The sequence below is a fragment of the Kitasatospora setae KM-6054 genome (genome assembly GCF_000269985.1).
Lineage (GTDB): Bacteria > Actinomycetota > Actinomycetes > Streptomycetales > Streptomycetaceae > Kitasatospora > Kitasatospora setae.
Window position 1 is genome coordinate 7,703,829 of the sequence record NC_016109.1, and the last position, 22,096, is coordinate 7,725,924.

22 protein-coding genes and 1 pseudogene are annotated in these 22,096 nt (G+C 75.7%); 9 read left to right on the forward strand and 14 right to left on the reverse strand.

The annotated features are described in order from the left end of the window. Positions 1-153 precede the first annotated feature (153 nt). Positions 154-1,023, reverse strand: a complete 870-nt coding sequence (locus KSE_RS33795) for an NAD(P)-dependent oxidoreductase (protein WP_014139887.1) — start codon at positions 1,021-1,023, stop codon at positions 154-156. A gap of 181 nt (positions 1,024-1,204) precedes the next feature. On the opposite strand from KSE_RS33795, the gene KSE_RS33800 reads away from it, so the two are divergent. Further along, positions 1,205-1,741, forward strand: a complete 537-nt coding sequence (locus KSE_RS33800) for a GNAT family N-acetyltransferase (RefSeq protein WP_106437787.1) — start codon at positions 1,205-1,207, stop codon at positions 1,739-1,741. 54 nt (positions 1,742-1,795) lie between these two features. On the opposite strand, the gene KSE_RS33805 is transcribed toward KSE_RS33800, so the two are convergent. Beyond that, complete coding sequence (locus tag KSE_RS33805; RefSeq protein WP_014139889.1) at positions 1,796-2,635, reverse strand: alpha/beta fold hydrolase; 840 nt, start codon at positions 2,633-2,635, stop codon at positions 1,796-1,798. Positions 2,636-2,700: 65 nt separating this feature from the next. Here KSE_RS33805 and KSE_RS33810 point away from each other — a divergent pair, with 65 nt between their 5' ends. Further along, the gene (locus tag KSE_RS33810; protein ID WP_231873458.1) at positions 2,701-3,027 is read left to right on the forward strand and encodes a TetR family transcriptional regulator C-terminal domain-containing protein; all 327 of its coding nucleotides are present in this window, start codon (positions 2,701-2,703) and stop codon (positions 3,025-3,027) included. A 178-nt stretch (positions 3,028-3,205) separates the two neighbouring features. Here KSE_RS33810 and KSE_RS33815 read toward each other — a convergent pair whose 3' ends face one another. From KSE_RS33815 to KSE_RS33825, 3 genes and pseudogenes are all read right to left on the reverse strand, one after another. Further along, positions 3,206-4,129, reverse strand: a complete 924-nt coding sequence (locus tag KSE_RS33815; RefSeq protein ID WP_014139891.1) for an SGNH/GDSL hydrolase family protein — start codon at positions 4,127-4,129, stop codon at positions 3,206-3,208. A gap of 102 nt (positions 4,130-4,231) precedes the next feature. Next, complete coding sequence (locus KSE_RS33820) at positions 4,232-5,470, reverse strand: glycosyltransferase (protein WP_197540726.1); 1,239 nt, start codon at positions 5,468-5,470, stop codon at positions 4,232-4,234. 230 nt (positions 5,471-5,700) lie between these two features. Continuing rightward, positions 5,701-6,837: pseudogene (locus KSE_RS33825) on the reverse strand (glycosyltransferase family 4 protein); the annotation flags it as partial. A gap of 205 nt (positions 6,838-7,042) precedes the next feature. Between KSE_RS33825 and KSE_RS33830 the strand changes: the two are divergent. The 3 genes from KSE_RS33830 to KSE_RS33840 all read left to right on the forward strand — a co-directional run bounded on the left by KSE_RS33830 (position 7,043) and on the right by KSE_RS33840 (position 10,104). Next, a complete protein-coding gene (locus KSE_RS33830; RefSeq protein ID WP_014139894.1) occupies positions 7,043-8,230 on the forward strand; it encodes a hypothetical protein in 1,188 nt (395 codons plus the stop codon). 137 nt (positions 8,231-8,367) lie between these two features. Continuing rightward, entirely contained in the window at positions 8,368-9,126 is a 759-nt protein-coding gene (locus KSE_RS33835; RefSeq protein WP_014139895.1) for a nucleotidyltransferase domain-containing protein, read from the forward strand. A gap of 162 nt (positions 9,127-9,288) precedes the next feature. Next, entirely contained in the window at positions 9,289-10,104 is an 816-nt protein-coding gene (locus tag KSE_RS33840; RefSeq protein WP_014139896.1) for a hypothetical protein, read from the forward strand. Between the two features lie 91 nt (positions 10,105-10,195). On the opposite strand, the gene KSE_RS42455 is transcribed toward KSE_RS33840, so the two are convergent. The 3 genes from KSE_RS42455 to KSE_RS33850 all read right to left on the reverse strand — a co-directional run bounded on the left by KSE_RS42455 (position 10,196) and on the right by KSE_RS33850 (position 13,438). After that, positions 10,196-10,381 (reverse strand): PP2C family serine/threonine-protein phosphatase, encoded by a 186-nt coding sequence (locus KSE_RS42455; RefSeq protein ID WP_148283205.1) that lies wholly within the window; start codon positions 10,379-10,381, stop codon positions 10,196-10,198. Positions 10,382-10,572: 191 nt separating this feature from the next. Beyond that, complete coding sequence (locus KSE_RS33845; protein WP_014133439.1) at positions 10,573-11,814, reverse strand: IS4 family transposase; 1,242 nt, start codon at positions 11,812-11,814, stop codon at positions 10,573-10,575. After that, positions 11,777-13,438 carry a PP2C family protein-serine/threonine phosphatase gene (locus KSE_RS33850; protein ID WP_014139898.1) on the reverse strand — a complete coding sequence of 554 codons (1,662 nt, stop codon included), beginning with the start codon at positions 13,436-13,438 and terminating at the stop codon, positions 11,777-11,779. Before KSE_RS33850 ends, KSE_RS33845 begins: the two co-directional genes overlap by 38 nt. Positions 13,439-13,821: 383 nt before the next feature. Between KSE_RS33850 and KSE_RS33855 the strand changes: the two genes are divergently transcribed. Further along, positions 13,822-14,652: a pentapeptide repeat-containing protein gene (locus KSE_RS33855; RefSeq protein WP_014139899.1), complete on the forward strand. Its 831-nt coding sequence runs from the start codon at positions 13,822-13,824 to the stop codon at positions 14,650-14,652. A 183-nt stretch (positions 14,653-14,835) separates the two neighbouring features. Next, the gene (locus tag KSE_RS41680; protein WP_148283206.1) at positions 14,836-15,075 is read left to right on the forward strand and encodes a hypothetical protein; all 240 of its coding nucleotides are present in this window, start codon (positions 14,836-14,838) and stop codon (positions 15,073-15,075) included. A 128-nt stretch (positions 15,076-15,203) separates the two neighbouring features. On the opposite strand, the gene KSE_RS33865 is transcribed toward KSE_RS41680, so the two are convergent. The 3 genes from KSE_RS33865 to KSE_RS33875 form a co-directional block, all read right to left on the reverse strand. Further along, positions 15,204-15,779, reverse strand: coding sequence for a rhodanese-like domain-containing protein (locus KSE_RS33865; protein WP_014139900.1), 576 nt, complete (start codon positions 15,777-15,779; stop codon positions 15,204-15,206). Positions 15,780-15,964: 185 nt separating this feature from the next. Beyond that, entirely contained in the window at positions 15,965-16,975 is a 1,011-nt protein-coding gene (locus KSE_RS40520) for a TSUP family transporter (protein WP_014139901.1), read from the reverse strand. Further along, a complete protein-coding gene (locus KSE_RS33875; RefSeq protein WP_014139902.1) occupies positions 16,972-17,346 on the reverse strand; it encodes a rhodanese-like domain-containing protein in 375 nt (124 codons plus the stop codon). Before KSE_RS33875 ends, KSE_RS40520 begins: the two co-directional genes overlap by 4 nt. A gap of 291 nt (positions 17,347-17,637) precedes the next feature. Here KSE_RS33875 and KSE_RS33880 point away from each other — a divergent pair, with 291 nt between their 5' ends. Then, complete coding sequence (locus tag KSE_RS33880; protein ID WP_014139903.1) at positions 17,638-19,011, forward strand: MBL fold metallo-hydrolase; 1,374 nt, start codon at positions 17,638-17,640, stop codon at positions 19,009-19,011. 193 nt (positions 19,012-19,204) lie between these two features. After that, positions 19,205-19,471 carry a metal-sensitive transcriptional regulator gene (locus KSE_RS33885; protein ID WP_014139904.1) on the forward strand — a complete coding sequence of 89 codons (267 nt, stop codon included), beginning with the start codon at positions 19,205-19,207 and terminating at the stop codon, positions 19,469-19,471. A gap of 219 nt (positions 19,472-19,690) precedes the next feature. Here KSE_RS33885 and KSE_RS33890 read toward each other — a convergent pair whose 3' ends face one another. From KSE_RS33890 to KSE_RS33900, 3 genes are all read right to left on the reverse strand, one after another. Next, entirely contained in the window at positions 19,691-19,957 is a 267-nt protein-coding gene (locus tag KSE_RS33890) for a metal-sensitive transcriptional regulator (protein ID WP_014139905.1), read from the reverse strand. Between the two features lie 141 nt (positions 19,958-20,098). Beyond that, positions 20,099-21,142, reverse strand: a complete 1,044-nt coding sequence (locus tag KSE_RS33895) for a lysophospholipid acyltransferase family protein (RefSeq protein ID WP_014139906.1) — start codon at positions 21,140-21,142, stop codon at positions 20,099-20,101. Next, entirely contained in the window at positions 21,139-22,083 is a 945-nt protein-coding gene (locus KSE_RS33900; protein WP_014139907.1) for a GNAT family N-acetyltransferase, read from the reverse strand. The genes KSE_RS33895 and KSE_RS33900 overlap by 4 nt, the downstream gene beginning before the upstream one ends. Between the last annotated feature and the right edge of the window lie 13 nt (positions 22,084-22,096).

Sequence of the window (22,096 nt, forward strand, 5' to 3'; positions counted from 1 at the left end):
ACGAAAAGGGGGTGTGGGGGAGAGGGTCGGCGGGGGGCGGGCAGGTGGTGGCGGGGCGGGGGTCGGGGGTCGGGTGGGCGCCGGGTCGGGGGTTTGGCCGGTTGGCTGTCCGGCGTCCGGCGCCCGGCGCCCGGCGCCTGTTGTGACGGCTCGTCAGATTCCGGCGCGGGTGCGGGAGGTGGTCGAGATCGCGGCCAGGTCCTGTTCGCCGCGGCCGTGGGCGACGGCCTGGAGGAGCGAGTCGCGCAGCAGGGAGGCGAGCGGGAGCGGGACGCGGGCGGCGGTCCCGGCCTCCAGGGCGAGGTTCACGTCCTTCAGGCCCAGTGCCAGCCGGAATCCGGCGGGTTCGAAGCTCTGCCGGGTGATCATCGTCCCGTAGCCGGCGTACACCGGGCCGGGGAAGAGGGAGTTGGTGAGCACGTCGAGCAGTGCCGCCGGGTCCAGCCCGTTGGCCTCGGCGAGCGCGGCGGCCTCGGAGAACGCCTCGATCGCCGAAACCAGCAGGAAGTTGGCGCTGATCTTCGCCACGTTGGCCGCCGCCGGATCCTCCCCGAGCGGCCAGGTGCGGCGCCCCATCGCCTCGAACAGCGGTGCCAGCCGGTCGAGTTCGGCGGCCGGGCCGGCCGCCAGGATGTTCAGGTTCCCGGCCTCCGCGACGTCGGTGCGGCCCAGCACCGGCGCCGCGACGTACCCGATGCCGTGTCGGACGTGCAACTCGGTGGCTCGACGGGACAGTTCGGGCGAGACGGTGGCCATGTTGACGTGCGCGGCGGCCCGCGCACCGGACAGCAGCTCCTCGTTCAGCAGCAGGCTTTCGACCACCCGGTCGTCCGCGAGCATCGACACCACGACCTCCGCCCCGAACGCCTCGGCGAGCGTTCCGGCCGCCGTGGCGCCCTCGGCGACCAGCTCGGCCACCGGCCCCGGCGAGCGGTTCCACACCCGCACCGTGTGGCCCGCCGCCAGCAGCCGGCGGGCCATCGCCCGCCCCATGCCTCCCAGGCCGATGAAACCGACGTCCATGCGCACTGCCTCCCAGCTCCCGGCGGGCCCGCGTCCGGGCGGCCCCGCCGATGGATCTTGTCCGGTGGTACTCGTTGGGTGGTTCGGGGGCGATGGTACGGCGCGGGCGGACCGGGGCTCGGAAGCGTCCACGCGACGCGCGGTGTCGCCCCGTGCCGCCGGTCCTGCGAGGATGCCCGGCATGGTGACGGTGCGGACGGTGCACACGGCGGACCTCGGCGCCGGGGAGCGGCAGGCGGCCCGGGCGCTGCTGTTCGAGGTGTTCGGCCCGGACGACATGACCGAGCAGGACTGGTCGCACTGCCTCGGCGGGCTGCACGTACTCGCCTGGGACGGAAGCGAGTTGGTCGGGCACGCGGCGGTCGTCCAGCGCCGCCTGCTGAACGGTGCCCGGGTCCTGCGGACCGGCTACCTGGAGGGCGTGGTCGTCCGCCGGGATCTCCAACGGCACGGTATCGGCGGGCAGTTGATGGACGAGGCGGAGCGGATCGTCCGCGCCGCCCACGAACTCGGCGCGCTCGGCGCCAGCGAGGCCGGCGTCCCGTTCTACCTCGCCAGGGGCTGGCGCCCCTGGCCCGGTCCCACCTGGGCCCTCGGCCCGGAGGGGCGGCAGCGCACCGAGGAGGAGGACGGCGGGATCTACCTCCTCGGCGGCGAGAGGGAGTTGGACACCGGAGCCGACCTGGTCTGCGACTGGCGCGAGGGCGACCTGTGGTGAGCCGAGGCCGAATCGGGGGCACCCCGACGCCGACCGGGGGCGCCTCGCCGGGTCTCAGCGGGGCGTCCCCTGCGGGCACGAGGCGAAGAACTCCAGCAGCCGCTCGTTGACCAACTCCGGGCGCTCCAGGTTGAGTCCGTGTCCGGCGCCCGGCACGATCTCCGTCCGCGCCCCGGGGACGTGCGCGCCCACCCGCTCGACCACCCGGCGCGGCCGCAGCAGCGCGCTGCGGGCGCCCACCAGGAACAGCGACGGTACCCGGACGGACGCCAACTCCCCCTCGTCGAACGGCCGGGCGGCCGGACGGGCGTTCGGCTTGTACGTCCGCATCGCCAGCATCAGCGGGGCGATCATCTCCGGCGGCGCGCTCAGCGCGGGGTTCGCCAGCAGTCGCCCCAGCGCCGGACGCAGCCGTCGTGGCGCGAGCATCCCGAACAGGCCGCCGATCATGTGCGCGTAGAACCGGGCCGGCACCTTCTCGATCCCGCCCGGGTCCAGCGCCGTGACGGATACCAGCCGATCGGGCCCGTGCACCGCCTGGTTCAGCGCCAGCCAGCCGCCGTACGACACTCCGACCAGGTGGATCCGCTCCAGTCCCAGCCCGGCGAACACCTCGCCGAGCCAGGCCGCGTTCTCCGCCGACCCGGTCGCCACCTTCCGCTGCACGCTGCGTCCCGGGTCGTCCAGGGTGTCGACCGCGTAGACCGGGTGGTGCGCGCCGAGCGCGGCGATCTGCGGGTACCAGTTGGACGCGTGCCCGGCGTGGCCGTGCAGCAGGACGACCGGATCGCCGGCGCCCCGCCCGGTGGCCTCCGGGCCGTAGTGGTGGACGTGCACGGTGCCGTACGAGGTCTCCACGTCGAGCGCGCGGCGGGGCCGCGGCCACGGTTCCATCGCGCGGTCGTAGGCGGTGAGGAACTTCTCCCGGGCGTCCGTGCGACATCGTCGAGGCGGTCCTGCTGGAGTCCGTCCCCACCGACGAGGAGGGGCGGACGTTCCACCTCGTCTACACCGAGTACGCCGTGCTGTCCGTCACCGATCCGGCGCTCGCCGGGCAGCCCTTCCTCGCCGCGCCGAACGAGATGGAGACCTTCCTGGCGGCCCAGCTCACCGCCGCCCGGCAGGGCACTGAGACCGCGCCCAGCCTGGACGCCCGACAGGAGACCGTCGTCCTGCTGGCCCTCTCGGCCGGCCTCCGCCTCAGCGTCCTGCTCGGCCAGCGCGGTGCGCAGGACGCGACCGCCGTCCTGCGCTACCGCCTCGGACGACTGTTCCCGGCCGACTGAGCGACTGGTCGACCGGCCCGAGGGCGCGCTGGTGGCCTACGGCCTGACCGGCGGCGACAGCGTGACCGCGACCGTCCCGGTCGGGCAGTCCCCGACCGCGTCGGCGGTCTCGGGTGCCACCGCCGTCGCCTTGGCGGTCGCACGGTCGCACGGTCGCACGGTCGCACGGTCGTGGCGCTCAGCGCTGTTGGGCGTGTCCGTCGGTCGGTACGGGAGCCGCCGTGCCGGCCGGGGGCGGGCTCGGTTCCCGCCCCGGGCCCGGGGTGGGGCTCGGGGGTGGCTCGGCGGTCAGGCGGGCGATGAGCGCGGCGGTGGCCCGGTCCTCGGCCAGGTCGAGCCGCCGGGTGGAGCCGCGCAGCAGGTGGCGGGCCTCCAGGGCGGCCAGCGCGACCAGGCCGGGCAGCAGGTCGGTCGAACGGGCCGCCACCCAGCGGGTGCCCTGGGTCGCCATCCACCACAGGTCCGCCCCGCGGCCGGGGGCCCGCGCCGCCAGCGGGGCGGGCGCTCGGCCGACCGGGTGCCCGGCTCCGGCGAGCAGGGCGTGGAACTCCCGGGCGATCAACTGGTGCCCCGCCGCGCTCGGATGCAGCCGGTCCACGCTCAGCAGCGCCCGCTGCTCCGTCCAGGGCAGTTCGGCGAGGTGCAGGTGCACCGCCCCGTAGTGCGCCGACAGCGCGTGCACCACCGCGTTGACGCCCCGCATCCGCCGGGCCAACGGCCGCGCCAGCGGGGCGGGCAGGCCGAGCAGCCGCCCGGGATCGGGGAGGCAGGCGGTCAGCGGGACGGTTCCGATCGACGCCAACGAGCTGAGTGCGGAGGCGAATTGGCGGGCGGTCGCTTCCAGCCTGAAGGACGCCCGCAGGGTGTCGTTGCCGCCGACCAGCACCCCCGCGAACGCCGGGCGCAGCGCGAGGGCGGTGGGCAGTTGGGACACCAGCAGGTCGCGGCAGAGCGCGCCGCTGTTGGCGAGGTTGCGGAACTCGACGGGCTCCGGCGAGAGGGCGGGCGCGAGCAGTGCCGCCCAGCCCCGCCACCCCCCGGGTACCGGATCACCGACACCCTCGGTGAGGGAGTCGCCGAGCGCAGCGAATCGAACCGTCATCACGTCCCTCCGGTGGGGCTGGGAAGGTGCTGGAACTGGACTGCGGGCAGGGGATGGTGGGGGCGGCGGGGTAGCAAGGCGGGGGCGTCGGTGGGTCGCTGGTCACCCGGTTGCGGGCACCGCCGGGACGGGTGCGTCGGTGGGGACCGGTGCGTCGGTGGGGGCGGGGGTGGAGGCCGGGACGGGAGAGTGCCGGGCTGCCCGGTGGGCGGTGAGGAAGGCGGCGGTGGCGGCGTCCCAGCTGAACTCCTCGGCCCGGGCACGGGCGGCGGCCCGCCGTTCCGCCTCCGGGCGGTCCAGCAACTCCCGTACGGCGGAGGCGAATCCGTCCCCGGTGTCGGCCGCCGCGAGACCGGCCCGGCCGATCACCTGGGGCAGCGCGGAGGAGCGGCTGACCGCGACGGGAGTGCCGCAGGCCAGGGTCTCCAGCGCGGCCAGGCCGAAGGTCTCCACCGGGCCCGGGGCGATCACCGCGTCCGCCGTGGCCAACAGGGCTGCCACCTCGGAGCGTTCGGCCAGGTGTCCCAGAAAGCGGACCGGCAGCCGGAGTTCGTCCGCTTGGCGCTCAAGTCGGGCGCGCAGCGGGCCTGTTCCGGCGACCGCGAGCACGGCCGGCACCCGGTGCCGGCGGCGCAGCTCGGCCAGCGCCTCCAGGGCCCGTTCGGGCCGCTTCTCACCGGACAGCCGCGAACACATCACCAGCAGCACCTGCTGCGGATCGGCCAACTCGGCGCGCAGCGAAGGGTCGTGGCACTCGGGCCGCATCACGGCGAGGTCCACCCCCAGCGGCGCCCGTTCGACGTTCCGGGCGCCGATCCGCTCGAACTCCTCGGCCGCCCACGCCGTCGTGCACAGCACCGTGTCGTAGTCCCGCGCGGTACGGGAGTTGAGCCGGTCCGCGAGCCGCCGCGCGGTGCCGTCCGGCACGCCCCAGGCGCCGAGCACACCGGTGGCGCTCTCGTGCGAGACCATCATCGACCGCACCCCGTGCGCCCGCGCCCAGGCGCCCGTCCAGCGCAGCGTGGTGCGGTCGGACACCTCCAGCCGGTCCGGTGCCAACTCCTCCAGCAGCGCGGCGAGTCGCCGCCTGTCGCGGAGCACCCGGTAGCCGCCGGTGCCCGGTACGCGCGGGCCGGGCAGGGTGACGACCCGGCCCTGCTCGGTCCACTCGTCGCGGTGCTCCGGCCCCGGCACGACCAGGACGGGCCGGTGGCCCGCCGCCAGGTATCCGGCGCCGAGGTGCCGCAGCGCGGTTCGCAGGCCGCCCGACACCGGGGTGACGAAGTTCGCCACCCGGACGATGCACAACCCGCCGTCCGAGCGGGCCGTTTCACGCTTCACGCGGGCAGCTCCTCGACCGAGAGCGGAACGGGTGCGGGTGCGGGTGCGAGGGCGGAGGGAGTGGTAGGGGCGGGGGTCGAGTCGGGAGCCGCGGGGCTGTCCGGGGCCTCGGCCGGGCGGGGCGCGGGGATCCCGGCGAGCAGCGGCTGTGCGGTCGGGAGCGGCGTACCGAGGGCGTCGAGGGCGGCCGCTGCGGGGGATGGGGCGGCGGAGCGGCCGCGGCCGCGGCTGCGGTGCTCGGCCAGTACCTCCTCGTAGTGCTCGATCAGTTGGTCGCCGACCGCCTCCCAGGTGCGGTCGGTGACGTCCGCCCGGCCCGCCGCGCCGTAGCGGGCGCGCAGTTCGGGGGAGGCGGCGAGTTCGGCGACGGCGCGGGCGACGGCGCCCGCGTCCCGGGGGGCGACCAGCAGCCCGGTGCGTCGGTGGCCGACCAGGTCGAGCGGGCCGCCGACTGCCGGGGCGACCACCGGGACGCCGCTGGCCATCGCCTCCTGGATGGTCTGACAGAATGTCTCCAGCGGGCCGGTGTGCACGAACAGGTCCAACGAGGCGAAGCAGCGGGCGAGTTCGGCGCCGGTGCGGCGGCCGAGGAACACCGCGCCGGGCATCGCGGCCTTCAGCGCGGGCGCGCTCGGACCGTCCCCGATCACCACCACCCGCACCCCGGGCAGCCGGGACGCCTCCGCCAGCAGGTCCACCCGCTTCTCCGGGGCGAGCCGCCCGACGTACCCGATCAGCACCTCGCCGCCCGGTGCCAGCGCGCGGTGCAGCGCCTCGTCGCGGTGCTCGGGGTGGAAGCGCACCGAGTCCACCCCGCGCGCCCAGATCCGGACCTGGCGCACCCCGTGCGCCGTCAGGTCCTGCGCGGCCGGGGTCGACGGCGCGAGCGTGCGGGCGGCGGCCCGGTGGACGGAGCGGATCCGCGCCCAGGCGATCGCCGAACCGACCCCCCGGCCCATCCGGTACGCCTGCGCGTACCCCGCGAGGTCGGTCTGGTAGACCGCCACGGTCGGCAGGTCGAGGCGCTCGGTGAGCCGGGCGGCCCGCGCGCCGAGGATGAACGGACTGGCCAGGTGCACCACGTCCGGCTGGTGGGCGGTCAGCGCGGCGGCCAGCTTGCGGCTGGGCAGCGCGATGCGTACCTGCGGGTAGCGCGGCAGCGGGACGGAGGGGACGCGCACCACCGGCAGCGGCTCCCGGTCCGGGCCGAAGGACTGCGGCGGGCAGTGCGCGCCCCGGGCCGGGGCGGGGGTGATCACCAGGGGCTGGTGACCCCGCCGGACGAGGTGTTCGGCAGCCCTCAGCACGCTGTGGGCCACGCCGTTGACCTCGGGCGGGAAGGACTCGGTGACGATGGCGACTCGCATGCCAACGTTGTTGCCAATCCGGGCGTGCGGCCAGTCAAAGGGATCTTTACCGGAGGCGAACGTTTGCCGCCATTTCCGCACGAGCGTGTGAATGGACCGGCTCCGGCCCGGCGACGGCCCCTCCGGGAGGGCGCGGAGGCCCGTGCGGCGGGGAAATGGCAGGCTATGCGTGTTGTGTCACTTTTTGCCCGAGTAGGCTGGCGGAATGGAGCATGCGGGAGGGGAGGCGGCCCGGCCCGCCGATGAGCCACCGGCGTCCCGCGACGGTGGCAGTGGCGGCGGCCTCGGTGGCGCTGGCGGGGGCCTCGGCGCCGACGGTGGTGCGATCGACGACGGCGGCATCCGCGGCGGTACGGCCGGCGAGCTGTGGCGGGCCGTCCGGCACGACCCGGTGCGGCTGCCCGAGCACCTGGCCGTGCTCGCCGTGCACCAGGAGTCGGGCCCGGCCGCGAAGGCCGTCGGCAGGCTCTCCGGCACGGTCGCCGAGCAGCGCACCGCCGTCGTCACCCACGGCATCCGGCTGACCCTGGTCGAGGGCTGTGTGGTCGGCGGGCCGCTCATCCTCCTCGTCCCCGTGGCGTTCTGCGCCGGGATGCTCGCCCAGGCCCGGATGGTCCTCGCGCTCGCCGCCCTCGCCGGAGCGGACGGCGACCAGGACGACCGGGCCGCCGAACTCCTCGTCCTGCAAGGCGTCTACCCCACCGTCCAGGACGCCCGCGCCGCCCTGGCCGCCACCGCTGCCGAGGACGCCGTGGCCGCCGAAGCCGCGGGAGTCGCGGAAGCCGCCGCGGTCGCCGAGGCCGCAGGCCCGGCCGGGCCACCGCCCAAGGCGTCTCGGGTCGCCCGGTTCGACATGGTGCGACGGATGATCTACCTGCTCGGCCTGGTCGCCATCGGCGAGGACCACCGGAGCCGGTTCCGCCGGATCCTCGACTGGACCGGCACCGCCCTCCTGGTGGCCTTCGGGCTCGCCTTCCCCGTGGTGTGGATCCCCGTCATGGGCCGGGCCAACGTGCGCGGCACCACCGCGCTCGCCCAGCGCGCCACCGCCTTCTACTGGCCGGAGGAAGCCGACCGGACCGGTGCGGGCCGGCCGCCCCAGGAGGTGTACGCCCGCACGGCCACCATCGCCGTCCTCGGCCAGACCCTGCTCGCCCTGCTGCTCCCGGTCGCCGCCTTCCTGTTCGTGCTCTTCCTCGGCCTCGACCTGGTCGGCGGACGCCTGGCCACCGCCGCGCTGGTCGCCCTCGCCGCAGGCGCGGCCTACGCCGCCGACCGGGCCCGCCGGGCCCGCGGGTCGCGCGGACCCCGGGAGCGGCGGGAGCCGCAGGAGGCGCGAGGGCCGGAGGGGCGGTCGAAGGGCGGGTCGGCGGGTGGCGCGTCCGGCCGATGATTTGCCAGGGCGGCTGACAAATCGGTGGCGCCGACTCCGGCCCCGGCGCTGTCGGCTCGCAGCCCTCGGCCCGCAGTCCGGGGCGGCGCTGGTAAAAGCGATACCGGAGCCGGGCCGCGCCGTGGAAGGCTGTCCGCATGCGAGACGCACTGATCGACCAGGCCAGAAGGCTCACCGCCGAGCGCTACCCGGAGGCGTGGTCCGTGGTGCTGGCCGGATCCGTCGCGGCCGGACGCGAACGGGCGGGCAGCGACCTCGACCTGGCCGTCCTGCTGCCGGACGGGCACCCCACCCACCGCGAGACGCTGCGCCACGAGGGCCGGCTGGTCGAGGTGTTCGCGCACACCCTGGCCGGACTCGCCGAACTGCGGGCCTTCGACGCGGCCTCCCGCCGCGTGGTGATCCAGCAGATGTACGCGACCGGGCTGGTCCTGCTCGACCGCGACGGCCACGCCGCCCGGCTCGCCGCCGACTGCCGGGCCGAACTGCTGGCCGGCCCGGCCCCGTTGGGGGACGAGCGCCGTGACGCCCTGCGCTACGCGCTGACCGACCTGCTGGAGGATCTAGGCGACACCCCCGACCGGCTGGAGGCGCTGGCGATCGGCACCGAGACCGTCCGGTCCGCCGCCGATCTGCTGTGCGACCACCACCTGGCCTGGATCGGCACCGGCAAGTGGTTCCCGCGCCGCCTGCTCGCCGCCGCCCCCGACCTCGGCGCCCGCCTCCTGGACGCCCACCGCGCCCTGTCCGAGACCGGCGACCCCGCCGCCCTGCTGGCCGCCGCCGCCGAGGTGCTCGACCTGGCGGGCGGCCCGCTCTCGGCCGGCTACCGCCGCGACTGGCCCACCGCCGCCCGCCCGGCAGCCCCCGCCCCCGCCCCCGCCGGCAAGGCGTAGCAGCCCGGCACCGCCCGCGCGCCGTCCGGCACCGTTCGGAACCGGGTGATCGGCGGCCGCGTCCCGGCTACTGGGTACCCGAGCGCGGCCAACCGGCCGGGTACGACACGAAAGCGCGCCCCGGCGCGGCAGGGCAGGCAGGACGGGCAGGTGGGGCCGACGATGGCCGAGACGGTGGACGGTGCCGGGACCGGCACCCCGGAGCACGGCTCGGCGGGGCACGGCCCGAACGGGGCGGCCCGGCCGCCGCAGCGGATCGCGATCGCGGGCGTGGTGCCGTGGGGCGTGGCGGCGGGTGCGCTCGCCTGGGGTCTCGCGGGCGCCTGGCGCGCCGCGCACACGGACGACTACCCGTGGAACGCCTGGACCCCGATCGGCTACGGCGCCGCGAAGGGCGTGCTCTTCGGCGCCCTGGCCGGCTGGTGCGCGGCCCTGGCCCTCCGCCTGACCGCCGCCCCGAAGCGTCGGCCTGCCGCCCCGGAGCGCCGCCCCGTCGCCCCGATGGCCGTCGGCGCGCTGCTCGGCGGCCTCGCCCCGGGCAGCATCCGCGACTTCCTCGGGACGCCCCAGCCCAGGACCCTGTACTACTACGACCAGCCCCGCCCCGACGCCGAGTGGTACGGGACGCCGCTGCTCGCCGAGTGGCTGACCTACACCGTGCTGCCCGCGCTGGTCTGCGTGCTGCTGCTCACCGCCGGCGCCCGGTTCTCGGCCCGGCGCGCCCGGCCGAAGTCCCTGAACTGGCCGCTGCTGGCCCTCACCGGCGCGGGCCTGCTCCTGCTGCCGGTGGTGGTGTCCGGCGGTGCGCCCGCCCCGCAGGGCAACGGCGGGCACGTCAACGAGTCGGCGGGGGCCGTGTTCGTCGTCTGGGGCGTCGCGTTCGGCGTGCTGACCGCCGCCCTGGTCTCGTGGGCGCGCCGGGGCCGCCCGGCGCCACACCCGGCGGACGACGGCCCGCGACCCGCTTGGCCGGTGTGACCCGCCCGATTCGGGGCGCCGTGACGCCGTGACGCCGGGGTACCGGAACGCCGGAGTACCGGGGCCCCGGCCGCCGAGGTGGCGCGCGGGTTCAGGACGGCCGGTGCCGGACCCGGGCCACCAGCAGCGCGATGTCGTCCTCGGCGTCCTGCGGGGCGATCGCGGCGAGGGTGCCGTCCAGCAGTGAGTCGAGCGGTCCGTCGGCGGGCAGCCGGAGGCCGGAGAGGCGGGCCAGCGAGACGTCGATGTCCTCGCCGCGCCGCTCCACTAGGCCCAATACCGGTGATTTAGGTTGATTTCCGGCGGGTTGGGCTGGTCTTGGTCGGCCCGACAAGCCGGACGGTGGGGGCCGCGGGTGGGGGTGGGCTGTAGTGCTCGGCTCGTTTGAGTGCCCAGTTCGACATCTTGCGTTTGACGACGCGGGGATTGGAACGTGACCGCCTTGCGGGCAGCAGCCGTTCGGTGATCTCACGCAGGCTCTGAGTGAGTGCCCGGGCCAGTCGGGAGGGGGGAAAGGGCCGCCTGCCCGGTGACGTGGCGGCGGACGACTCGAAGGGTGCGGGCGAAGGAGATCCGGTCGGGATCGTGCCCGCCTCGCATGGCGGCCTGGTGCATCAGGTCGCGCAGGGCGTGGTGGACGAGCAGGAACGCGAAGATCTCCTGCTCGACTCCGCGCGGGTGCTGGGAACGCAGCACGAGCCCGGGTGCGCCCTGGTGGTTCTTGAGCTCGTCGAGGGTGTTCTCGATCTCCCACCTCTGGGCGTAGAGGGCGGCGAGCTCGCCCGCCGGGGCGTCGGCCGGGTCAAGGATGCTGGTGATCAGCCGGTAGACGGTGCCGTCGCCACCGCGCGAGCCGATCGTGTACTCGATGACCCGCACCCGCTCCGGGTCCTCCCGCCGGTTCCTGTCGCGGGCGGCGACGATCTCGGACAGGTAGGAGCCGTCGTGGAGCGGGGCAATGACCGGCAGCACGGCGACGCTCCTGACCCGCCACAGCAGGTCGGCCCCGCCGGCCCGGGCGGACCGCCACAGGTCCAGGCCGCAAAAGCCCCGGTCGGCGAGCACGAGCATGTCCTCGGCCAGGGCGGGGAACAGCCGCTCGGCCAGGGCGGTCTCGTGGACGGACAGCGAGGCGACTTCCGCTGCGAAGATCGCGTGGGTGCCGCATTCGGCCAGCGCCGCGACTCTCGCTTGCGGATAGGCGCTTCGGCCCTGCCCTCGGCTGGTGCCGGGCCGTCCGAAGAACTCGGCGTTCGCCGCCGTGTCCGGCAGATCGAACGTCGTGCCGTCCACCGCGACCAGCCGCCACCGCCGGTACCAGGCGCCCTGCGTATGCTCGGCCGCCACCGGCCGGCAGACCCGGGCGAACAGGGCCCGTAGCGGCTCCGGGCCCAGCCGCAGGCGGGCCCGTCCGATCGCCGCCGTCGTCGGCACCCGCCAACCGTTCGCCCAGCGGCTCTCCCGCTCCAGCCCCTGGACGAGAAGCCGGGCCACCTCCTCGTATCCCTGGCCGAAGAAGAGGCACATCGCCAGGACGAAGTAGACCACCACCCGAGCGGGCAGCAGTCGACTCCGCTGCTCGGTCCGACCGCACGCGGCAACGACCTCGTCGATCAACTCCGGCGGATAGGCGCGCGTCAGCACCCCCAACGCGATCCGATCCGAGAACCGGTCACCCACCGACGACTTCAGCTGTCCAGGCCTTGGCATACCCAGCCCAACGACCCAACTGGACCAAAGTCACCGGTATTGCCACTAGGCCGTCGGTGTACAGCAGCAGGGCGTGGTCGGCGCGCAGTTCCAGGGTGGTCTGCTCGTAGCCGCCGACGCCGGTGCCCAGCGGCGGGCCGGTCGGCACTTCGACCAGTTCGGTGGCGTGCGTGGTGAGCAGCGCGGGCGGCAGGTGGCCGGCGCTGGCGAGCGTCCAGCGGGCGCGGGCCGGGTCGGCGAGGGCCAGTACGCAGGTCGCCGGACGGGCGTTCTCCTGCTCGGCGATCAGCGTGTCGAGCTGGCGCAGGATCCGGTGCGGCGGCAGGTCCATCGCGGCGACGTAGCGCAGCGTCGAACGGTAGTTGCTCATGTCGACGGCGGCCTCGACCCCGTGCCCCATCACGTCGCCCATCGCCAGCAGCGTCCGTCCGAACGGCAGCCGCACCGTCTCGTACCAGTCGCCGCCGACCACGGAGGTGATCCCGGACGGCAGGTAGCGGGAGTCGAGTTCGAGGTTGGGGTGCGGGCTGCCGGGTTCGGCGAGCAGGGCCCGCTGGAGTTCCAGGGCGGTGTTCTGCGAGCGGGCGTAGCGCCGGGCGTGGTCGAGGGTGAGCGCGGCGCGCCCGGCGACCGCGGCGAGCAGTTCGGCGTCCTCGTCGGTGAACCCGAGCGAACTGCCGTGCGCCCGGGCCAGGGTGAGCACCCCGATCGGTCGGCCGCGGGCGATCAGCGGTATCGCGAGCAGGCAGTCGACCCCGGCGTCCAGGCAGGTGGCCAGCGCGTCCTCGTCCGGTGCCAGCGCCGTCAACTCCTCGGCGGACAACAGGTTCGCCGACACCGGCCGGCCCTCGGCGAGCGCCCGCGCGGTGACCGACCCCGGACGGTGCCGCACCGCCCCGCCGAACGAGCCGGGCGGGCCGGACGGGGCGGCCGGGCCGGACGTCGGGCAGTCGGCCAGCCCCTTCTCGCAGGCGGTGGCGGCCCGGCGCAGCCGCAGGCGGGGCCGGGCCGGGTCGGCCGTCGGGGCGGGGGACGGGTCCGGGCGTGTCGCGCTCCCGCCGGCGGCCGCGCCACCGATGGCGTCGGGCGTGTCGAGCGGCAGGACGTCGACGAGGGCGAGGGCGGCGGAGTCGGGGACGGCGAACGCGGCGAGTTCCGCGCAGGTGGTGTCCGGGTCGAGGGTGGTGCCGATCCGCTCCGACCCGGCCTCCAGCAGCGCCAAGCGGGCCCGGACGCGCTCCAGTTCGGCCCGGTGCGGGTCGGCGCCGCCCGGCAGGGCGACCAGCACCCCGGTCGGCGCGCCGCCGACCTCCAGCCGGCGGAAGTCGGCGGGCCGACCGGCGAACACCCCGGACCGCGGCCGCCCGTCCGCCAGGACCCGCCACACCGCCCGGTCCGGCCCCTCGACCTGCCGCCCCAGTACGGACGCCGGCGACACGCCCGTGACCTGCTGGAACGGCGGGTTCAGGTAGCGCCAGCACAACTGCTCGTCGAGCACCGCCCACGCGACGGGCAACTGGTCGAGCAGGGCGTCCGCCAGCGCGTCGCGGTCCACCCGCAGCGCCGCGGAGGCAGCCGCGAGCAGCGAATCCGTCGAGCCGCCGCCCGGCGATTCGGGCCGCACCCCTGACTCCTCCCTCACCACGTCCCCCGTGGGGCCGTCGGCGGACCCGGCACACCGCCGGACCGCACAGCTCGGTGTCCCACCCGCCCGGGTGATCCGCACCCGGGGACCGCACACCCTACTCGGCGCACCGGCCCCGGCTGAACCCGACACGGGGGAACGACGGACGCGGCGGGTCTGTTGGCCGATCCTTGTCCTCGTGTTCCAGTAAACCCGCGCGGTACGCCACCCGCGCGGTACGCCACCCGCGCGGCACGGCCGCCAGCGCGGCACGGCCGCCCGGGCTGCCCCGGTCGGGGACCGCCAGCGCGGCACAGGTCGGGGGCGGCCGACCGGGCAGGGAGAATGGAGCGACCACCACCTGCCGCAGGAGACCCCGTACCGTGACCGACCAGCAGCACTCCGCCCCGACCGGCCGTCGACTCGACCTGCTCGCCGACTGCTCCGCCTGCTTCGGGCTGTGCTGTGTCGCCCTGCCCTTCGCCAAGTCCGCCGACTTCGCGGCGAACAAGAACGCGGGCACGCCCTGCCGCAACCTCCAGACCGACTACCGCTGCGGGATCCACCCCGCCCTGCGCGAGCGCGGCTACCAGGGCTGCACGGTCTTCGACTGCTTCGGGGCCGGCCAGAAGATCTCCCGGCACACCTTCGACGGGCGGAGCTGGCGCGAAGACCCGGACCGCGCCCGGCAGATGTTCGAGGCGTTCCCGGTGATGCGCCAACTGCACGAACTGCTCTGGTACTTGGCCGAGGCGCTGGAACTGCCGAAGGCCAAGCCGGTGCACGCCGAGCTGCGCCGGGCGTTCGACCGGATCGAGGAGCTGACCCTGCGGGACGCCGCCGGGCTGATCGCCGCCGACGTGCCCGCGATCCGGGCCGAGACCAGTGAACTCCTGCTCCAGGCCAGCGAACTGACCCGCAACGCGCTGCCCGGCAAGAAGCGCAACCACCGCGGCGCCGACCTGATCGGCGCCCGCCTGCGCGGAGCCGACCTGCGCGGGGCCAACCTGCGGGGCGCCTACCTGATCGCGGCCGACCTCTCCGGCGCCGACCTGCGCGACGCCGACCTGATCGGCGCGGACCTGCGCGACGCCGACCTGCGGGGTGCCGACCTGACCGGTGCGCTGTACCTCACCCAGGCCCAACTCAACGCCGCCAAGGGCGACTCGGCGACCCGCCTGGGCGCCGGCCTAGCCCGCCCCGCGCACTGGTGAACGCGCCTGCCGGGCCGATCGCCGGGCCGACGGGTGAACACGCCCGTCGGGCCGATCGCCGGGCGCGGAGGGGGGCGCGCGGGGGCGCGCGCAGACCCGTGAAACGGGATTAATTGCCTGCGGCCGGGGCGGAACCGGGCGTATGGTCATGAACTCCCCGACGCGAGAGGAGGATCATCCGCGATGGGAATGTTCAAGGACGCACCCCCGAGCGAACATCCGGACTTCACCCAACTGCGGTTCATGGCCGCAGGTACGCCCTCGTGGTGGAAACGCAACCGTCACAAGGCACTTGGCGCGGTCGGCCTGCTGGCCGGCTTCTGGCTGGCCAGCCACTACAACACCGCGGCCCCCGCCGCTTCCTGCACCCCGACGGCGGGAACGGCCACCCCCAGCCCCCAGGGCGCGGCCGCCGGCCGCTGACCCCCGCGCCGCGCCCCGTCCGACCGCGCCGAACACCTCCGGGGCCGGCCCGCCCGTGATGCGGGCGAGCGGGCCCCGAGGGCCAGGAACGGCGCTCGCCCGGTGGTCGAACTACCGTCCGTCGGAGGTCACTTGCCGCCGCTGTGCAGCGCGGTGAGCGTCGCGTCCAGCGCCGCACCGGAGTTGCGCGGGCGGTTGTACGGGAGCTTGCCCAGCAGCGAGCCCATCGCGCAGGTGTTGCTGACCGCCGAGAACAGCAGGCCGCCGCCGACGGCGGCCGACACCCAGCGCACGCCCGGGACGGCCACGTCGACGACGATGCCGGCGAGCACCAGCGAACCGGCCACCAGTCGGACCTGCCGGTCCATCGCCCAGCGGACCTTCTGGCCGGGCACCCGGTTCAGCGCTCCGCCGTTGGCGCTCCAGGCGGACGTCCCGCCGTCGACGAGCAGCGCCGATATGCCGGCCGCCGACAGCTGCTCGCAGGCGTTCGACGCCCGGGCGCCGGACGCGCAGACGATCGCCAGTTCGCCGCGTTCGGCGGCCGCCCGCAGCGCGGGCAGGGCCTGCGCCAGCTGGTCGAGCGGCACGTTGTGGGCGCCGGGGATGTGGCCGCCCGCGAACTCGCCGGGGGAGCGGACGTCGATCACGGTCAGCTGATGCAGGCGGGGCTGGAGCTGGTCGACGCTGAGGGGAGTGGTCATGGAGCGGGTCGAACCCTTCGGGAGGAGACGGACCCGGCGCGTGTGGACGGGCCGGGCGGGGAGGTGGGGGGAATGTCCAAGGATGCCCGAGTGGTGCCGGAAACCGGAGGGCCGGGAACCGGGCCGTGACCGGCGCCACCACGGACGGGGGCGGGAGGCGGCTCGGGGCCGGGGGCGCGCGGGCGTCAGAGCACGGCGTCCACCAGCATCAGCGCGGCGACGGCGAGCAGGGCGCCGGCGAACAGGCGCTGCAGCGTGCGGCCGGACAGCTTCGACGCGAGCCGCTTGCCGTCCCAGGCGCCGAGCACCGCGGCGGCCGCGAACGGGCCGACGGTGGTCCAGGGGATCTCGGCGGCCGCGCCGAGCCGGGGCAGCAGCGCCGCCAGCGAGTTCAGGGTGATCACCAGCAGGCTGGTCCCGATCGCCTCGGCCATCGGGAAGGCCAGGAAGGACACCAGCGCGGGAACCGCCAGGAACCCGCCGCCGACGCCCAGCACCCCGGTCGCCGCCCCGAGCCCCGCGCCCGCCAGCGCGGACCGCCGGGCCGACACCGGAACCCGGCCCGCCGCCCCGGACGCGACCGGGAGCGGGCACGCGTCGAGGCTCACCCCGGCGGGAGTCGTCTCCGTCTCCGTCTCCGTCACCGCCGCTGCCCCGGCCGCACCGCCGGAGACCGCGCCGCCGCCGGGCACCCCCGCGAGCGCGGGGGACGGGACGAGCGCGGGGGACGGGACGAGCGCGGGGGACGGGACGAGCGTGGCGACCGCCGCCGAGCCGAGCGCCGAGCCGAGCGCGGAGGGGAGCCGCACGGAGGTGTCCGCCTCCGCGGCCGCCCGCCGTCCGCCCGCCAGCATCCGCCAGGCGGCCAGCGCGGCCAGCAGGGCGAACGCGCCGGTCAGGGCGGCGCCGGGCAGGTGGCGGGAGAGCGCTCCGCCGAGCGCGGCGAGCGGGAGCCCGGCCGCGCCGAACAGCAGCCCCTCGCGCCAGCGGACGCGGCCGGCCCGGGCGTGCGCGACCAGGCCGGTGAGCGAGGTCACGGCCACGATCAGCAGGCTGGCGGTGGTCGCGGTGCCGGGCGTCAGCCCGATCAGGTAGATCAGCGCGGGGACGGCCAGCATGCTGCCGCCGCCGCCGAGCCCGCCCAGCGCCATGCCGACCACCGCGCCGGCGACCAGCGCGAGCAGGGCGATGCTCATACCGCGCCGCCGCAGCGACACGCGCCGTCGTGCGCGGGCAGTCCGGCCCGCAGCCAGTCGCGCATCCCGCCGGCCACGTTGACGGTCGGCAGCCCGTGCGCGTTGAGCAGTTCGGTGGCCGCCTGCGAGCGGTTCCCGGAACGGCACACCGCCAGCACCAGCCGTCCGTCGCCCGCCGCCCGTACGGTCTCCAGGCCCGCGGCGCCGTCCAGGTCGCCGAGCGGGACGAGGACCGCGCCGGGCGCGTGCAGTTCGGCGTGCTCCTCGGGTTCGCGGACGTCGAGCAGCAGCGCCTCGCCGGCGGCGGCCAGGCGGTGCGCCTCGGTGGGGTCGATCTGCGCGGGCACGGGCGGCTGAGGGGTCCAGGCCACGGTGACCTCCTGGGGGTGGGAGTGCGGTGCGGGTGGGGTGCCGGCGGGTTCCGGGACGGCGGGCCGTCCTGGGGAAGATACCGGCGGGGGTATATCGTTGGTACCGAGCATATACCCCCACCGGTATCGACCGGCCAGGCCGATGGCCGCGAACTGCCTGTAATAATACCTACGGGGGTATCGAAACCCGCCCGGGCCGGGAGCGGCGTCCGATCAGGACGCCCCCGGCCGCGGACCCCCTCCGGCACGCCTCGGCGGCGCGCCCGGCCCACCCAGAGGAAGAGGACCCCCGTGTTCTTCGCCCAGTACTACCTCGACTGCCTCTCCCAGGCCTCGTACCTGATCGCGGACGAGACCACCGGCCGCGCCGTGGTGGTCGACCCGCGCCGGGACGTGGACGAGTACCTCGCGGAGGCCGAGGCCCGCGGCTTCACGGTCGAGGGCGTCATCAACACCCACTTCCACGCCGACTTCCTCTCCGGCCACCTCGAACTCGCCGACCGCACCGGCGCCTGGATCGGCTACGGCCGCCGCGCCGAGACCGAGTACCCGATCCGCAAGCTCGCCGAGGGCGAGCGGATCAGCCTCGGCGACGTCGTCCTGGAGATCGTCGAGACCCCCGGCCACACCCCCGAGTCGATCAGCGTCCTGGTCCGCGAGCGCGCCGACGACACCGTCCCGTACGGGGTGCTCACCGGCGACGCGCTGTTCATCGGCGACGTCGGCCGCCCCGACCTGCTCGCCTCCGCCGGCGTCACCGCCGACCAGCTCGGCCGGATGCTGTACGACAGCGTCCAGCACAAGCTGATGGCACTGCCCGACGAGGTCCGGGTCTTCCCCGCGCACGGCGCCGGCTCCGCCTGCGGCAAGAACCTCTCCACCGAGCGGCAGTCCACCATCGGGCAGCAGCGCGCCACCAACTACGCCTGCGCGCCGATGACCGAGGACGAGTTCGTGGCGATCGTCACCGCCGGACAGCCCACCGCCCCCGGCTACTTCGGCTACGACGCCGACCTCAACCGCCGCGACCGCGAACTCTTCGACGCCGCCGCGCTGGCCGCCCCGCTGGACGCCGACGCCTTCCTCGGCCGCCGCGCCGAGACCGGCACCGTCGTGGTCGACGCTCGCGACCCGCTCGAATTCGCCGCCGGACACCTGGCCGGCGCCATCAACGTCCCCGCCGACGGACGCTTCGCCGAACAGTCCGGCACCGTCCTCGACCCGGCCTGGCCGCTGCTGGTGATCGCCCCCGAGGGCCGGGAACAGGAGACCGTCACCCGGCTCGCCCGGATCGGCTTCGACCGCGTCGCCGGCTACCTCGCCGACCCCGAGACCGCCTTCCGCGCCGTCCCCGAGCAGATGCGCCAGGCCCCCCGCCGCACCGTCGCCGACCTGCGCGCCGAACTCACCGACGCCGAACCCCCGCTGGTCCTCGACGTCCGCGGCGAGGGCGAGCGCGCCGACGGCCACATCCCCGGCTCCGTCCACCTCCCGCTCGCCGAACTCCCGCACCGCCTCGCCGAGATACCGCGAGACCGCGCCGTCGTCGTGCACTGCGCCGGCGGCCACCGCTCCTCCATCGCCGCCAGCCTGCTCCGCCACCACGGCCACCCGCAGACCTCCGACCTGCTCGGCGGCTACGGCGCCTGGGAAACCGCGGCCTGACCGCCGGACGGATCGCGCGGGGGCGTGCGGGGTGGGGCCGGGCGGGGCCGGGTGGGCGGGGAATGCGCCGTCCGCCGGTCAGGTTGATACGGGAGGGGGTATGAGCAGAACGTCACCGGGTGTTCCGTGCCCGGTACGGAACACGGGGACGGGCGGCGACCGGCCGCCCCGTCGAGGACGAGGAGGAGACCCGATGCAGGTGGGCGACGAGGCCGTCGGCGCGGTGCTGAACCGGCTGCGCCGGGCACAGGGCCAGCTGGCCGGCGTGATCGCGATGATCGAGGCCGGACGCGACTGCAAGGACGTGGTGACCCAGCTCGCCGCCGTGTCCCGGGCCCTGGACCGCGCCGGGTTCAAGATCGTGGCCAGCGGCATGCGCCAGTGCATGGCCGAGGCGGAGGAAGGCGGCGCGCCGATGAGCGAGGCCGAGCTGGAGAAGCTCTTCCTGGCGCTCGCCTGAGCCACCCGCGACGCAACACGCACCGCGCTCCAGCGCGGTGCGTGTTGCGTCATGCGTGTTGCGTCATGCGTGTTGCGTCATGCGTGTTGCGTCATGCGTGTTGCGTCATGCGTGTTGCGTCATGCGTGTTGCGTCATGCGTGTTGCGTCATGCGTGTTGCGTCACGTGCGCTACGCGAAGCCCGTGCGGGTCTGCCGGGCGGGGCCAGGCCGGAACGGATCAGGCCAGGGTGAGGAACATCTTTTCGAGCTCCGCCTCGCTCATCGGTGCCCCGCCCTCCTCGGCCTCGGCGAGGCACTGGCGCATGCCGCTGGCGAGGATCTTGAACCCGGCCCGGTCCAGCGCGCGCGAGACGGCGGCGAGCTGGGTCACCACGTCCTTGCAGTCGCGTCCGGCCTCGATCATCGCGATCACGCCGGCCAGCTGGCCCTGTGCCCGGCGCAGCCGGTTCAGCACCGCGCCGACGGCCTCCTCGTCCACCTGCATCGAGCACCTCCTCGCCCTTTTCTGAACTCGCCCGATCATACGGGAGGCACTCCGCGGGCCCGCCCCGGCCGCCACCGCCCCCGGTCGCGGCACCCGGGCCCCGCGCGCGACGGCCGAGCGGATCGGCGCCGACCGGTCCGGTTACCGCCCGGCCCGCACCGGGACGGCCGGAGGAGTCGGGGAGGGAGCCGGAGTGGCGGTGCCGCTCCGGTGCGGCACTCGCAGGGCGGTAGTGGCGGGGGCCCGGTCCTCGCCCGGGACGCGCACCGGCCCCTCGACGGGGTGGGTGCAGCCCGGACAGGCCCGCGTGCCGGAGGTGCCGTCCGGGTGGCGCCGCCGGTCGACCACCCGTTGGGCCGCCGCCGCGAGGTGGCGGCGGCTCGGGAACAGCGCGGGCGGCAGTTGCGGCAGGAACTCGACCTCGGCGGTCAGTGCCCGGACCGAGACGACCCGCCACATCGAGGCCAGCAGGCCGTCCTCGCCGACGAACGCCGGTGCCGTGCTGGGCCGCCCGTCCGGGGTGCGGTAGCGCAGCACCAGCGGCTGCACGGGAGCGTCGGCCCGGACGGCCGCCTCGAACAGCGCCGGGCGGAACCGGCCGCCGCCGTGTCCGCACCAGGTGCTGCCCTCCGGGAAGACCACCACCCGGCCGCCCGCGCGCAGTGCCGCCGCGATCTCGTCGACGGTGCCCGGCAGCGCCCGCAGCCGGTCCCGGTCGAGCAGGATCGTGCCGCCCCAGGAGGTCAGCGGGCCGAGCACCGGCCAGCGGCCGACCTCGGTCTTCGCCAGCATCCGGCCCGGGCGGACCGAGGCCACCAGCAGGATGTCCAGCCAGGAGACGTGGTTGGCCACCACCAGCGAGCCCCCCGCCGCCCGGTCCCGGCCCCGCGTCCACTTCCATCCCCGTCCCCAGTCCCGTCCCCGTCCCCGGGCGGGGCCGGGGACGGCCAGCGCGCGCGCCCGTACGCCCAGCGCGGCCAGCAGCAGCCGCGCCCAGCAGCGCACCAGCCGCTCCGTCGGCAGCCAGGCCAGCGCCCGCACCAGCGGTACCGCGAGCAGTCCGGCGGCCAGTACCGCCAGGCAGGCGGCCAGCCGCAGCACCCGCCGGGGCAGGCCGGCCCGGGGCCCGGCGACCGTCACGCAGTCGCCGGGCGTGCACGGCGCGGTCGGCAGCCAGGCACTCATGCCGCCGTCGCCGTTCCGCGCGAAGCCCCCGGCGAAGTCCCCCGAGAAGTCCCGAGCGGAGTGCCGCCGCCGGAAGCCGGGTCGGCGTCCTGGCCGGCCCCCGTCCCGCCGGTGACCGCGGAGACCGGCAGGTCCGCCGCCGCGGCCAGGAAGTGCCGCAGGTAGCGCGGGTCGGTGCGCTCCAGCGACAGCAGCACGTACAGGTCCGCCACGTTGAAGTCCGGGTCGTACGCGGGCTCGCCGCACACCCAGGCGCCCAGCCGCAGGTAGCCGCGCAGCAGCGCCGGGACGGGGGTGCGGCCCTGCCGGGCGATGCCCTCCGCCGACCACGGGCGCAGCGGCGCGACCCGGTACTGCTGCGGGGCCAGGTGCTTGGCGGAGACGGCGTCCCACACCCCGGCGGCCGTCGTGCCGCCGTCGGCCAGCGGCACCGAGCAGCAGCCCGCCAGCCAGGCGTTGCCGGTGGCGGTCATGTAGCGGGCGATGCCGCCCCACATCAGGTTGATCACCGCGCCGTTGCCGCGGTGGGCCTCGGCGATGCAGGACCGTCCGACCTCCACCATGCCGTCCCGCAGCCCGCCCAGCCGGGCCAGGTCGAACTCGGTGTCGGAGTACAACCGGCCCGCGCGGCGCGCCTGTTCGGGCCGCAGCAGCCGGTACGTGCCGACCACCTCGCCGGTGGGCTGCTCGCGCACCAGCAGGTGGTCGCAGAACTCGTCGAACGGGTCGGCGTCCAGCCCCGGCAGCGGGGTGTCCAGCACCGCGCCCATCTCCTGGGCGAACACCTGGTAGCGCAGCCGCTGGGCCTCCCGCACCTCCTCCGCGGTCCGGGCGAACGCCAGCTGGTAGGTGGGCTGTTGGGGCTCCGACGGCCGGCTCGACGAGAGCCGGGAGGCGGCCTGGGCGGGGAACTTTCCGGTGCGGGCGGGGGCGGTGGTCATGGCGGGACTCTCC

Excerpts from the sequence above, each read along its gene's own strand:
- KSE_RS33890 (WP_014139905.1), bottom strand. The coding sequence starts at position 19,957 with ATGCAGGTGGACGAGGAGGCCGTCGGCGCGGTGCTGAACCGGCTGCGC.
- KSE_RS33845 (WP_014133439.1), bottom strand. The coding sequence starts at position 11,814 with ATGCCAAGGCCTGGACAGCTGAAGTCGTCGGTGGGTGACCGGTTCTCG.
- KSE_RS33900 (WP_014139907.1), bottom strand. The coding sequence starts at position 22,083 with ATGACCACCGCCCCCGCCCGCACCGGAAAGTTCCCCGCCCAGGCCGCC.
- KSE_RS33895 (WP_014139906.1), bottom strand. The coding sequence starts at position 21,142 with ATGAGTGCCTGGCTGCCGACCGCGCCGTGCACGCCCGGCGACTGCGTG.
- KSE_RS33805 (WP_014139889.1), bottom strand. The coding sequence starts at position 2,635 with ATGGAACCGTGGCCGCGGCCCCGCCGCGCGCTCGACGTGGAGACCTCG.
- KSE_RS40520 (WP_014139901.1), bottom strand. The coding sequence starts at position 16,975 with ATGAGCATCGCCCTGCTCGCGCTGGTCGCCGGCGCGGTGGTCGGCATG.
- KSE_RS33865 (WP_014139900.1), bottom strand. The coding sequence starts at position 15,779 with ATGACCACTCCCCTCAGCGTCGACCAGCTCCAGCCCCGCCTGCATCAG.
- KSE_RS33840 (WP_014139896.1), top strand. The coding sequence starts at position 9,289 with ATGGCCGAGACGGTGGACGGTGCCGGGACCGGCACCCCGGAGCACGGC.
- KSE_RS41680 (WP_148283206.1), top strand. The coding sequence starts at position 14,836 with ATGGGAATGTTCAAGGACGCACCCCCGAGCGAACATCCGGACTTCACC.
- KSE_RS33830 (WP_014139894.1), top strand. The coding sequence starts at position 7,043 with ATGGAGCATGCGGGAGGGGAGGCGGCCCGGCCCGCCGATGAGCCACCG.
- KSE_RS33815 (WP_014139891.1), bottom strand. The coding sequence starts at position 4,129 with ATGACGGTTCGATTCGCTGCGCTCGGCGACTCCCTCACCGAGGGTGTC.
- KSE_RS33885 (WP_014139904.1), top strand. The coding sequence starts at position 19,205 with ATGCAGGTGGGCGACGAGGCCGTCGGCGCGGTGCTGAACCGGCTGCGC.
- KSE_RS33795 (WP_014139887.1), bottom strand. The coding sequence starts at position 1,023 with ATGGACGTCGGTTTCATCGGCCTGGGAGGCATGGGGCGGGCGATGGCC.
- KSE_RS33835 (WP_014139895.1), top strand. The coding sequence starts at position 8,368 with ATGCGAGACGCACTGATCGACCAGGCCAGAAGGCTCACCGCCGAGCGC.
- KSE_RS33800 (WP_106437787.1), top strand. The coding sequence starts at position 1,205 with ATGGTGACGGTGCGGACGGTGCACACGGCGGACCTCGGCGCCGGGGAG.